A 12,110-nucleotide genomic window follows, 5' to 3' on the forward strand; every position below is an offset into this window, starting at 1 on the left:
TGCGTTTTCTGTTTCCGCTGCCGATCCCGCAGCGCTGGCGACGGCGGATGATCGCATTCGGTTCCGGCGATCCCACCAAGATCATCTGCTCGGCGCTGATCGCACAGGCGTTCGACGCCGTGCGCTATCCGATCCTGCCCAAGATCACCCGCGCCGGCTCGAGACAGGCCCGGCGCGAGATCCTGCACATCCGCGATTCGTCGCTGTACATGCCGCGCGATTTCGACATCTCGCCCTATTTCGAAGTCGTCAAACCCACCATCGTGCAAGGCTTCGACTACACCGCCCTGCACTGGGCCGACAAGCAGAAGCCGCTCCCGGAGGTAGCGGGCGAATTCGGTATCTTTCCAGAACAGATCGAATCGCCGCCGCTTGTTCCTGAAACGGCTGACCAGGAAGCGCCGCGTCCGGTTGCGGAAGTGACGCCGGCTGCCGCCGATGCGGCGCTGGTCGAACGCGTCACGGTGTCGGAGCACTACATGATCGTCGAATATGTGCCGGAACGCCGCGCCAGGCCGCGCCAGCGGACGCTGGAGCTGGTGGCGTAGGACGCCGCCTGTCCAGCGTTCAGCACCAGCTGGCCTGCTCGCCCGCCGGCGCCCGCAACAATTCCTGAATGTTGGCTTCGATGATGCGAAAGCCGACATTGCCGTAGAGCTTCTGCCGCCCCTCGTTCAGCACGAAGCTCGGGCTGCCCTCGATGCGCATCTTGTCGGCGTCCTGATAGTCGGACGCCAGCCTCGCATGGGCCGTGCCATCGTGAATGCGCCGTTCGATCGCGGCGATATCGACGCCCAGCGCCTCCGCCAGTTCGCATTGAACATCCCAGCGCGCAATGTCGCGGCAATCGCGGAAGAACGCACAACGGAACGCCCACAGCACCTCGTCGAAGACGGTCTCTGCCGCCTCGCCTTCGCCGTCCCGCTCATGCTGCCATTGCCGGACGGCGGTCATGAACAGATGCGCGCTGGTCGAGGTCGGCGGGCGCGTGGTCAGCCAGACGTCCGGATGAAGCTCGACATGGGGGAACTGCAGCGCCACGTTGCGAAGATGCGCGTTGAACCCGGCATACTCGCCCTTGTCCCGCCATGTCGTGGGAATCTTGAGCGGCGTGTTGCCGAACACCGAGCAGAAGCGGTGGTCCAGCTCGACCGTATCGCCGAACTTTTCCTTGACCGCATCGATGCGCGCCTGCGCGATATAGGCCCAGATGCACAAGACATCCGAGAAATAGGAAACCTTGACGACGCTCATTCAGATCGACTCCTCACACCACCACGAACTGGCCCATCATCCCGGCATCCTCGTGCTCCAGGATGTGGCAGTGATACATGTAGGGACGCCTGGGATCGGCGAAGTCGGAAAATTCGGTGATGACCCGGACGGTCGAATCGGGATCGACCAGCACGGTGTCCTTGAGGCCCCGCTCGTGCGGCAGCGGCGGCCGGCCGTTGCGATCGAGGGTGCGAAACTGGACGCCGTGAATATGAAACGGGTGAGCCAGCGGGCTCGTGTTCCTGATCCGCCAGATTTCAATGCTGCCCAGCGCAACCCGCTCGTCGATGCGGCCCATGTCCATGGCGCGGCCATTGATTCCCATCGCGCCCCCCATCCCGGCGCCGCCCATCATCCCCCCCATGCCCATCATCGGCATGTCTAGCGAAAAGGTGCGGGTGCGCGCCGCTTGCGCCGCGGTCCAGCCCGGAACCTGAATCAGCCGCTCGGGGAGCGACAGATCCGAACTCTCCAGTTTTTCCGCGCGCAGCTCGATAATCGGAAGCGTCTCGCTGTTGCCCGACATGCCGCCCATCATCATGCCCGGGCCCATGCCGCCGGCCGCGACCCGGTCGGGGTAGCTCATCATTCGAACCGATTGATTGCTCTGCATGTCCAGCAGGATCTCGACCCGCTCGCCCGGCCCGAGCCGGACCCGACGCAGTCGCTCCGGCTGCTCCAGCAGGCCTCCGTCCGAGCCGATCACGACAAGGTCCACGCCATCATCACGTCCGAGCGTGTAGATGCGCGAGTTCGAGCCATTGAGGATGCGCAGGCGCGTGCGTTGCCGGCGCAGAACGACGTGCGGATTGGCCGTTCCGTTCACCAATACGACGTTGCCCTTGTAGCCCATCATGACGTCGTGCATCGTCAGGTCATAGTCGAAGCTGCCGTCGGCGCCGAACCGGCGGTCCTGGATGACGAGCGGTATATCGTCCACGCCATAGTCCGTGGGCAGCCCGAGCGATTTGCTCGGCTCGTCCTCGATCAGGAACAGGCCGGCAAGGCCGCGCAGCACCTGCTCGCCGGTCTGCTCCATCAGGTGCGAATGATACCAGCACAGCGATGCCGCCTGCTTGATGGCGAACGAGGTCTCCCAGACCGTGCCGGGTTCGACCACCTGATGCGGGCCCCCGTCGCTGGCCGCCGGCAGGTGCAGGCCATGCCAGTGCAACGTGGTCGGTTCGGTCAGGCTGTTCCTGACCCGCATCGTGACACGGTCGTTGGCGCGGCAGCGAATCGTCGGGCCGAGATAGGCACCGTTGATTCCGAGTGTCGGGGTCGAGATTCCCGAAAGGAACTCGGACTTCCCGGAAGTCACATTGAGGTCGTAGACCTTCCCGTCAGTTCCGGGCACCCCCTCGAGCAGCGGCGGAATCCTGAGCGGGTTGGCAAAGCGGCCGGCGGCAGCCAAACCTGACCGCGACGCCATGAGAAGTGCTGCGCCTGTTGCCGTCGCTCCCAACAAGACGCCTCGACGGGAGATCATTTGACCGGACCTGAATGAGAACGATGCCATAGTCAGCCTCCGATTCCGTTGTCCCCCGTTGAGCTAGATCAAGGGGCGCGCTGAACGGCGGCACTCGTGTTGCCGCGCCGGTTGTCGAATTCGATCACTTGACGACGATCTTTCCGGTCATTCCCGCTTCGCGGTGACCGGGAATCAGGCAGGCGAATTCAAACTCTCCGGCCTTGGTGAACTTCCAGACCATCTCGCCGGTCTTCTTCGGCGCGAGCTGCCTTCCGTTCGGCTCCTCATGCGCCATGTCCGGGTGCTTTTTCATTTCCTCGGCGTGTTTGAGATTGTCCACGGTGCTGGCCAGCACGAATTCGTGTTCGAGCTCGCCGTTGTTGCGCAGCACGAATTTGACTTGTTCGCCCTTCTTGACCTCCAGCCGTTCCGGAACGAACACCATCTTCCCGTCCGACTCTCCCATCGTCACCTGGACGATCCTTGCCGGTTTCTTCGGATTGCCCGGCTCGCCGGCCGAAAAGGATTGGCCGTGGCCATGGCTGTGCCCGGACGGCCCTTCGCCTGCCCAGGCGTTGGCTGAAAGCAGCGTTACGGCGATTAGTGCGATCCCGCTTTTGGTCCAATTCATCATCTCTCAATTCCTTCGCGTCTCATGCTGCCTCGTACCGTGTCGACTCGATCGTCGGCCGGTTTGATCTCAGTCAAATTTCGCCTGACTGGTTTTGCCGTCGGGACCCGTCAGCTGCACGACCCCCTTGGGCTGGTTAGGCAACGCCGCCGCAGCACGGCCCGAAAGGCGGGTGCCGTCGACGGGCGCGAGCACCACACGCTGGGATTTGCCGCCGGCCACGAGGATCGCCGTTCCCTTGAAGCCCGATGCCGCAACGGGCTTTTCGCTTTGATCGCTGATGAACACGTCGACGGTGTCGGACTTCACGACCATTTCGACGTGGTAGGCTCCCGCATCGGCGATACGTCCGCCATGCGTTCCCTTGGCGTCATGAGCCCAGGCTGAAGCGGCCGAGGCGAGCAGGGCTCCGATCAACAGAAATTTTGCGTACATCTTTGTTTCTCCATGGCTGAGTTTAGAGGGCTGCGTTTATGGGGCTGGGTCTAGAAGGCTTCGGCCGGCGATGGTCCGTGCGCGGGATCACGCAGCGCGGCGGCGTCCCGCCGCAGGCGTTCGAGATGCTTTTCTCCGTACCGCAGGAACAGCACCGGCGTGAGAAACGTATCGAGCAGCGTCGCGCTGATGAGGCCGCCGAAGATCGTGACGGCCACGGGATGCAGGATTTCCTTGCCGGGCGTGGCCGCATCGATCAGCAGCGGAACGAGTGCGACGCCCGCCGCCAGCGCCGTCATCAGCACCGGGGTCAGCCGTTCGAGACTGCCGCGAACCACCAGGTCGCGTCCGAACGGCATTTCCTCCTGCAGCGCCAGGTTGATGTAGTGGCTGATTTTCAGGATGCCGTTGCGCGCCGCGATCCCGGTCAGGGTGATGAAACCGACCATGGACGCGACCGACAGCGGCTGGCCCGTCAGCCAGAGCGCGATCACCGCCCCGATCAGGGCGAGCGGCACATTGCCCATCACGATCAGGGCAAACAGCGCCGAGCGATAGCGGTTGTAGAGAATGGCGAAAACCAGCGACAGCGACAGCAGCGAGAGAATCCCGATGGTCCGGCTGGCTTCCTCCTGCGCCCGGAACGTGCCTTCGAGCCGGGTGTAAAATCCTTCAGGCAGTTTGGTCGACGCGGTCACCTCCCGGATCGATTCGACGATTTTCGTCATGTCGGCGGTGCCGGTGGTGTTGGCCAGCACCACCACGCGACGGCGCCCGTTCTCGCGCAAGATCTGATTCGGCCCCTCGGTTTCCTTGATGTCGGCCAGCTGCCTCGCCGGAATCCATCCGGCCGGGGTTTCAATGAGCAGATCTCCCAGCCTTTGCGTGGTCCTGAGACGGTCAGGTAGCCGCATGGTGACATCGAACCTGCGATAGCCATCGACGACGCGCGACACGATCCGCCCGTTCGAGAGCCGGCTGAGCTGCTCGATGACGATGGCGGGCTGCACGCCATAGAGCGCGGCGCGGCCGTAATCGACCCGGATTTCGAGCTGCGGAATCAGCACCTGCTTTTCAACCTGCAGATCCGTGATCCCGGGGATGCCGGCCATCCTGATACGGATGGCTTCCGCCGACGCGCGCAGTGCGTCCAGATCGTCGCCAAAGATCTTCAGCGCCACCTCGGCGCGAACCCCGGACAGCAGATGATCGAGCCGATGCGAGATCGGCTGGCCCACATTGATCGAGGCCGGAAGAACCGCGAGCCGCGAGCGAATCTCCGCGATCACATCCGCCTTGGTCCGCGAGGAAGTTTTGAGGTTCACTTCAAGATCGGAGGAATGCACGCCTTCGGCATGCTCATCCAGTTCGGCGCGCCCGGTCCGGCGCCCGACGGTCTTAACTTCGGGCACCTCCAGCAGGATGCGCTCGGCAATCAGGCCGACCCGGTTGGATTCCGCGAGCGAGATGCCCGGATTGAAAAGCATGTTGATGGTGAAGGTGCCTTCGTTGAAGGGCGGCAGGAACGCGCGCGGCAGCAGCGAGGCGGCGATCGCCGCTGTTGTCACGGCGAGCACCGTGACGGCCATCAGCGCGCGTTGATGGCGAAAGGCACGATCGAGAAGGGCTGCGTTGCCGCGCTTGAGCACGCGAACCAGGGCGCTGTCGCCATGATCCAGGCGCTTCAGTTGCGGCAGCATGTAGTAGGCCATCACCGGCGTCAGCGTGATCGAGACCGCGAGGCTGGCGAGGATCGAAATGATATAGGCCTCGCCCAGCGGGGCGAACAGCCGGCCTTCAATTCCCGACAGCGCGAACAGCGGCACGAACACCAGGACGATGATCGCCGTCGCATAGACGATGCCGGATCTGACTTCCTGCGAGGCCGATACGATCACGTCGAATGCCGGCCGGGGATGTTCCAGCGCGCGATTTTCCCGCAGGCGCCTGAAGATGTTCTCGACATCGACCACGGCGTCGTCGACCAGTTCGCCGAGCGCGATGGCGAGACCGCCCAGCGTCATGGTGTTGATGGATAATCCGGCGAAGTAGAAAATCGTGGCCGTGGCCAGGATCGAGACCGGGATCGCGGTCAGCGAAATCACCGTGGTTCGCCAGTTCAGCAGAAATGCGAACAGCACGATGGCGACGACGAGGCCGGCTTCCATCAGCACCTGTTCGACGTTGCGGATCGACGTCTCGATGAAGTCGGCCTGGCGGAACACGATCTGGTCGGCCTTGATGCCCTGCGGCAGCGCCGCGGTGATCTCCTTCAGGGCCCGCTCGATCTCGCGCGTCAGTGCGATGGTATCGACGTTGGGCTGCTTCTCGACCGAGACGATGACGGCCGGCTGGCCCATGTAGCCGGCCTCGCCGCGCTTCACCTTGGGCGCGAACTCGACGGTCGCGACCTGGCGCAGAAACACCGGCCCGCCATTGACCTGCGCCACCACCACGCTGCGAAGGTCGTCCAGATTGGTGGTTCGTCCGATGTTCCGGATCAGATATTCGCGCGAATGCTGGTCGGTGAAGCCGCCGCCGGTGTTGACGCCGAACTGCGTCAGCGCCTGTTCGACCTGCTCATAGGTGACGCCAAGGCTGCGCAGCGCCGGCGGATTTGGCGCGACGCGATACTGGCGGACCTCGCCGCCGATCGGAATGACCTGGGCGACGCCCGGAATCGAGAGCAGCCGCGGGCGCAGGGTAAAGTCGGCGGCCTCGCGGACTTCCATCGCGGACGCCTTGTCGCTGGTCATCGCGACCAGCACGATCTGTCCCATGATCGAGTTGATCGGCCCCATCTGCGGGACCACGTTCGGCGGCAGCTGGGCCCTGATCAGGGAAAGCCGCTCGGCGATCTGCTGACGGTTGCGGTAGATGTCGGTGCCCCAGTCGAACTCGACATAGACGATCGAGAGCCCGACCCCGGAAACCGAGCGCACCCGCGTCACCCCGGGAACGCCGTTCATCTGGGTTTCGATGGGAAAGCTGACCAGCTGCTCGACTTCCGGGGGCGCCAGGCCCTCGGATTCGGTCATGATGGTGACGGTCGGCTTGTTGAGATCAGGGAATACGTCGACCGGGAGCCGGCTGGCGCTGAAGATTCCGAGCAGCACCAGAACGGCTGAGGCCGCCAGCACCATCAGGCGATTGCGCAGCGACTGTGTGACGAGAAAGCGAAACATCTGGCGTTCCCTTCAGCGGACCTGACCGAGCAGCTCGGCGCCCTGAACCACAAGGCGCTTGCCCGCGGCGAGCCCGGTGGCAATGAAGACGCGATCGCCGTCGAGCGGTTCGACCCGCACCGGGCGCGGCTCGAAACGTTCCGCCGCGACATGCTCGTAGACCACGTCCTGGCCGCTGGCGTTGCGCACCAGTGCGGCCCGGGGAACCGCAAAACCGGTCTTTTCCTCATCGGTGGTGGCGAGCACGGTGACGAATTGCCCGGCGCGCAGGCCCGCGACGTCGCCCTGCACCGCGAACTGAACCGGGATCGACTGATTGCGGCCGGCGAAACCGGCGCCGCGGAAAGCGAGCGGATAAGTGCGGTCGTTGCTCAGCCGGGCCACCGCGCTCTGGACTCCGGGAAGCGAGTCATAGCTGAGCGCCTCTACCCACAGCCGGGTCGGGTCGACGATATGGAAGATGACGGCGTTCGATTGCGCCATCTGGCCGGCGACGGCGGTGCCTTCGGCCACGATGCCGTCCACCGGCGCGATCAATTCTTCCGGTTCGCGGCGCGACTTGTCCAGCGATCCGCGCCGTTCCTTCAGGCCTTGCAGCTCCGTCCGTGTATCCTCCAGCTGGGTGCGGGCGATGGCGCCGCTCGGCACCAGCGTTTCGTAGCGCGCCAGCCGGCGCTCCACGATGGTAATCTGCTGGTCGAGTTCGCCTTGCCGCTGGCGCATGTCGGAGGCGTCGATCGCCTGCAGCGGTGGCGTCATGTAAGCGAGGACATCGCCTTTCCTGACCGGTGTCCCCAGCCGCGGAAAGCCGTTCGGTGGCGGCGAAAGCCGCCCGCCGACCGACGATTGAACGAATCCGCTGGCGTTCGGATCGGGAATGATGCGGCCCGGCAATTCCAGCGCGGCGCGATGCGCCGCCGATTCGATTCTTACGGTGCGGATGGCAAGGATTCGCTGGATGCTCTTGGGCACGAATACGCCGCCGTCGGGCAGCCGCTGCGCCAGGTCGCGCACCGTCGGGTTCGAATTGGCTGACGCGCCATGGTCATCGCCGTCATGGGCGCGCGCGGCGCCAACGAACATGGCGAGCATCCCGGCGAGGATGAGGATCATCGCGGGCCGGTTCCGCCGCCACATCAAGGTCATGACGACGATGCCCGCGGCAAAGCCTCCGAGCCCGGCCATCAGCGCGGTCGGGATCGTGCGAGAGGAAAGCTCGCGAATTCCGCCTGCGATGTCCGACAGCGAAGCCGTTGCGGCCTTTGCGCCCGGATCTTCCGGCGGAATGATCAGCGTCGCGGCCAGCACGTCGTCGATGCCGTCCTTGCTGACCGTGAAGATCAGATCATGGGAACCCGGTTTGGCGGACCAGGGCGCGCTCAGCCGGTAAGGCTCGTTCGCCACGGCGCGCGCGGGTTCCGGGCCCGCTGGTGTCTCGACCGTAATGCTGGCGCCGTCGACCGATTCGTTGGTCGCAAAGCGGTCGAGGTAGATGACGAGATCGCCGCCACGGGCGATCGCGACCAGCTCGTAATGCTCCGAGACGGCTTCCATGCGAGGCGCGAGATTCGAGCCCGCTGCTGGTGCCGGTGGCGGCGCGCCATGGTCGTGACCGTCATGGGCCAGCAACGATCCGCTTCCGGAAAAGGAAGCAAGAGCCGCCGCGCAAAGCACGGCACGAAACAAGGAGCGCATTGGAAAATCCTCACCTGACGAGAAGCTCGCGCAGATACCTGCCGGGGCAGGACCGCGGGGATGTCGTTATTCAGGCGAGAGATCGAGGGGGTTTGCGCAGACCTCTTGGGTCCATTCCGGGCACGGAAGGTGCGCGCGCAAAGCCGATGCGCGGCGAGCAGGCCTTGGGCGGAAGGTGAGGCGAAGCCACCACCAGCGCGGCTGCGCAGCACCCCGTACATCCGCAGCAGCCCATCACGCAGGCGTCGGAGGATGAAGGCTGCGCGCCCGGCGCATTCTGGACGGCCGCCTCGGCTTGCGCGGCAGGCTGGGTTCGCGCGGCTTCGCTGGAGGAAACCGGATGGGCAATGCCGGCGGCGGTGCCATGTCCTTGATGGTGCGCCTGAACATGGTGCCCATCAGGCACGTGTCCATGACCGACATGGGCGTTGGCTGCGACCGACGCGAATTGAACGGCGATCAACAGGATCGCCGCCCCAATCATCCGCAACAGTGTGCCGGTCGAAGTCATGCGCAGCTATTACCATACGGTTCGAGCGAAAGGAACAGCGGTTCAAATTGCGGTAAATGCATGGTCAAAACCGTGATCTTGATCACCGATCGGACCGGCCGATCACGGCCATTAATTCCGCGATCTTTTCCCGCTGATCGGCCTTGTTGCCGCTGGTGATCGCATGCTCGACGCAATGCGATACATGGTCCTTGAGCACTTCCTCCTCGACGCGCCGAAGCGCTGCCCGCACCGCCGAAATCTGCGTGACGATGTCGATGCAGTAGCGATCCTCGTCGACCATTTTGGACAGGCCGCGGACCTGGCCCTCGATCCGGCTCAAACGCTTTTGACACGACGTCTTGATGTCTTTTCGCATGCGGTCTATATACCCCTACAGGGTATGGGTTGCAAGCCCCGGTGGAGAAACGCGATGACCGACGCCATGAAGGCTAATACAGGCGATGCCACAAAGAGTTCCGGCTGCGGCTGTTCATCCAAGGCAGCTCCGGCCGCGGAAGCGGCAAAACCCGGCTGCTGTGGCGGGAGCCACGATCACGCCGGCCATGATCATGCCCATCAGGACCATGCGCACGGCAGCGCGACCGTGCGCGACCCCGTCTGCGGCATGACGGTCGACCCCGCGACCGCCAAGCATCGGTTCGATCACGAAGGCAAAACCCATTATTTCTGCTCGGCCGGCTGCCGCACCAAATTCGCCGCCGACCCGAAAGCCTATCTCGGCGGCAACAAGCCGAAGGCCCAAGAGACCCAAGCGCCGGAAGGCGCTGTTTACACCTGCCCGATGCATCCGCAGATTCGCCAGGTCGGTCCCGGCAGCTGCCCGATCTGCGGCATGGCGCTGGAGCCCGAAGTGGCCAGCCTCGATACACCACCCAATCCCGAACTCGCCGACATGACGCGGCGGTTCTGGATCGGCCTCGTGCTGGCGCTGCCCGCCGTCGTGCTGGAAATGGGCGGCCACCTGGTTGGCGGTCACGGCTGGGTCGACCCGACCCTGTCGAACTGGATTCAACTGGTTTTCGCGACGCCCGTGGTGCTGTGGGCGGGTTGGCCGTTCTTCGTGCGCGGCTGGCAATCGCTGGTGACGCGCAATCTCAACATGTTCACGCTGATCGCGATGGGCACCGGCGTCGCCTATGTCTACAGCGTCATAGGCACCGTCGCGCCCGGCATCTTCCCGGCCGCGTTTCGCGGCCATGGCGGCGCGGTGGCGGTCTACTTCGAAGCCGCGGCCGTCATTACCGTGCTGGTACTGCTTGGTCAGGTGCTCGAACTGCGCGCCCGCGAGGCGACCTCCGGCGCGATCAAGGCGCTGCTCGAACTGGCGCCCAAAACGGCGCGCCGCATCGGCGATGACGGCGCCGATCATGAGGTGCAGATCGACAGCCTGCAGGTCGGCGATCATCTGCGGGTCAGGCCGGGCGAAAAGGTGCCGGTCGACGGCATCATTCTCGAGGGCCGCTCCTCGCTCGACGAATCGCTGGTCACAGGCGAATCGATGCCGGTCACCAAGGAAGCCGGCGGCAAAGTGATCGCGGGCACGCTCAACCAGTCCGGCGGCTTCGTGATGCGCGCCGACAAGGTCGGGCGCGACACGCTGCTGTCGCAGATCGTGAAGATGGTGGCGGAAGCGCAGCGCTCGCGCGCGCCGATCCAGCGGCTGGCCGATCAGGTGTCCGGCTGGTTCGTGCCGGTGGTCATCGTGGCCGCGATCATAGCCTTCGCCGCCTGGGCCTGGTTTGGACCAGAGCCGCGGATGGCGTTCGGCCTGGTCGCCGCGGTCAGCGTGCTGATCATCGCCTGCCCCTGCGCGCTCGGCCTCGCCACCCCGATGTCGATCATGGTCGGGGTCGGACGCGGCGCGCAGGCCGGTGTCCTGATCAAGAACGCCGAATCCCTGGAGCGCATGGAAAAGGTCGACACGCTTGTGGTCGACAAAACGGGAACGCTGACCGAAGGCAAGCCGAAGGTGGTTGCGATCGTTGCCGCGGCGGGATTCGACGAGACCGAAATCCTGCGGCTCGCCGCCAGCGTCGAGCGCGCCAGCGAGCATCCGCTGGCCGACGCCATCGTGCGGTCGGCGAAGGAAAAAAATCTCGATGTGAGCAAGGTGGAGGAATTCGACTCGCCGACCGGCAAGGGCGCGACCGGCAAGGTCGACGGCAAGACCGTGCTGCTTGGCAATGCCAGCTTCCTGTCGTCGCTCGGTGTCGAGAGCCAATCCCTGAATGAGCAGGCCGAACGCCTGCGCGGCGACGGCGCCACCGTCATCAACATCGCGGTCGACGGCCGGCTGGCCGGCCTGTTCGCGATCGCCGATCCGGTGAAACCGTCGACGCCGGATGCGCTGAAGGCGCTCGCCGCCGAGGGCATCAAGGTCATCATGCTGACCGGCGACAACCGCACCACCGCCAACGCCATCGCGCGGCAACTCGGCATCACCGACGTCGAGGCCGAAGTACTGCCGGATCAGAAGAGCGCCGTCGTGGCAAAGCTGCAGAAGGCCGGCCGGATCGTCGCCATGGCCGGCGACGGCGTCAACGACGCCCCGGCGCTCGCCGCAGCCGAAGTCGGCATCGCCATGGGCACCGGCACCGATGTCGCGATGGAGAGCGCCGGCATCACACTGCTGGGCGGCGATCTCGGCGGCATCGTTCGCGCCCGCCGGCTCTCGCAGGCCACCATGAGCAACATCCGGCAGAACCTGTTCTTTGCGTTCATCTACAACGCCGCCGGTATCCCGATCGCCGCCGGCGTGCTCTATCCGACGTTCGGCCTGCTGCTGTCTCCTATCATCGCCGCCGCGGCCATGGCGCTGTCGTCAGTGAGCGTGGTCGGCAACGCATTGCGATTGCGCGTGACCCGTTTGTAATTTAGTTGACCGGGCCGCCGGCAGCCGTACTC

General features: G+C 64.7%; 8 protein-coding genes and 1 pseudogene. 2 read left to right on the forward strand and 7 right to left on the reverse strand.

All coding sequences use genetic code 11. The features are described 5' to 3' along the window. Positions 1 to 548, forward strand: a pseudogene (locus Q7T45_RS22215) (lipo-like protein); the annotation flags it as partial. A 19-nt stretch (positions 549 to 567) separates the two neighbouring features. On the opposite strand, the gene Q7T45_RS22220 reads toward Q7T45_RS22215, so the two are convergent. From Q7T45_RS22220 to Q7T45_RS22250, 7 genes are all read right to left on the reverse strand, one after another. Beyond that, the gene (locus Q7T45_RS22220) at positions 568 to 1,254 is read right to left on the reverse strand and encodes a DsbA family protein (RefSeq protein WP_304873612.1); all 687 of its coding nucleotides are present in this window, start codon (positions 1,252 to 1,254) and stop codon (positions 568 to 570) included. A 13-nt stretch (positions 1,255 to 1,267) separates the two neighbouring features. Continuing rightward, complete coding sequence (locus Q7T45_RS22225; protein WP_304873613.1) at positions 1,268 to 2,707, reverse strand: multicopper oxidase family protein; 1,440 nt, start codon at positions 2,705 to 2,707, stop codon at positions 1,268 to 1,270. A 181-nt stretch (positions 2,708 to 2,888) separates the two neighbouring features. Continuing rightward, complete coding sequence (locus Q7T45_RS22230; protein WP_304873614.1) at positions 2,889 to 3,380, reverse strand: cupredoxin family protein; 492 nt, start codon at positions 3,378 to 3,380, stop codon at positions 2,889 to 2,891. Positions 3,381 to 3,446: 66 nt separating this feature from the next. Continuing rightward, a complete protein-coding gene (locus tag Q7T45_RS22235) occupies positions 3,447 to 3,812 on the reverse strand; it encodes a hypothetical protein (protein ID WP_304873616.1) in 366 nt (121 codons plus the stop codon). A gap of 50 nt (positions 3,813 to 3,862) precedes the next feature. Then, a complete protein-coding gene (locus Q7T45_RS22240) occupies positions 3,863 to 6,997 on the reverse strand; it encodes an efflux RND transporter permease subunit (RefSeq protein WP_304873618.1) in 3,135 nt (1,044 codons plus the stop codon). A 12-nt stretch (positions 6,998 to 7,009) separates the two neighbouring features. After that, a complete protein-coding gene (locus tag Q7T45_RS22245; RefSeq protein WP_304873620.1) occupies positions 7,010 to 8,692 on the reverse strand; it encodes an efflux RND transporter periplasmic adaptor subunit in 1,683 nt (560 codons plus the stop codon). Positions 8,693 to 9,285: 593 nt separating this feature from the next. Further along, positions 9,286 to 9,561: a metal-sensitive transcriptional regulator gene (locus tag Q7T45_RS22250; RefSeq protein ID WP_304873621.1), complete on the reverse strand. Its 276-nt coding sequence runs from the start codon at positions 9,559 to 9,561 to the stop codon at positions 9,286 to 9,288. A gap of 54 nt (positions 9,562 to 9,615) precedes the next feature. Between Q7T45_RS22250 and Q7T45_RS22255 the strand changes: the two genes are divergently transcribed. Then, the gene (locus tag Q7T45_RS22255) at positions 9,616 to 12,078 is read left to right on the forward strand and encodes a heavy metal translocating P-type ATPase (protein ID WP_304873623.1); all 2,463 of its coding nucleotides are present in this window, start codon (positions 9,616 to 9,618) and stop codon (positions 12,076 to 12,078) included. Positions 12,079 to 12,110 lie beyond the last annotated feature (32 nt).

The organism is Bradyrhizobium sp. (assembly GCF_030646015.1).
Lineage (GTDB): Bacteria > Pseudomonadota > Alphaproteobacteria > Rhizobiales > Xanthobacteraceae > Bradyrhizobium.

What these genes read in the sequence shown, in the direction of transcription:
- Q7T45_RS22220 (WP_304873612.1), bottom strand. Translation starts at nt 1,254, where the DNA reads ATGAGCGTCGTCAAGGTTTCCTATTTCTCGGATGTCTTGTGCATCTGG.
- Q7T45_RS22255 (WP_304873623.1), top strand. Translation starts at nt 9,616, where the DNA reads ATGACCGACGCCATGAAGGCTAATACAGGCGATGCCACAAAGAGTTCC.
- Q7T45_RS22245 (WP_304873620.1), bottom strand. Translation starts at nt 8,692, where the DNA reads ATGCGCTCCTTGTTTCGTGCCGTGCTTTGCGCGGCGGCTCTTGCTTCC.
- Q7T45_RS22235 (WP_304873616.1), bottom strand. Translation starts at nt 3,812, where the DNA reads ATGTACGCAAAATTTCTGTTGATCGGAGCCCTGCTCGCCTCGGCCGCT.
- Q7T45_RS22230 (WP_304873614.1), bottom strand. Translation starts at nt 3,380, where the DNA reads ATGATGAATTGGACCAAAAGCGGGATCGCACTAATCGCCGTAACGCTG.
- Q7T45_RS22250 (WP_304873621.1), bottom strand. Translation starts at nt 9,561, where the DNA reads ATGCGAAAAGACATCAAGACGTCGTGTCAAAAGCGTTTGAGCCGGATC.
- Q7T45_RS22225 (WP_304873613.1), bottom strand. Translation starts at nt 2,707, where the DNA reads ATGGCGTCGCGGTCAGGTTTGGCTGCCGCCGGCCGCTTTGCCAACCCG.
- Q7T45_RS22240 (WP_304873618.1), bottom strand. Translation starts at nt 6,997, where the DNA reads ATGTTTCGCTTTCTCGTCACACAGTCGCTGCGCAATCGCCTGATGGTG.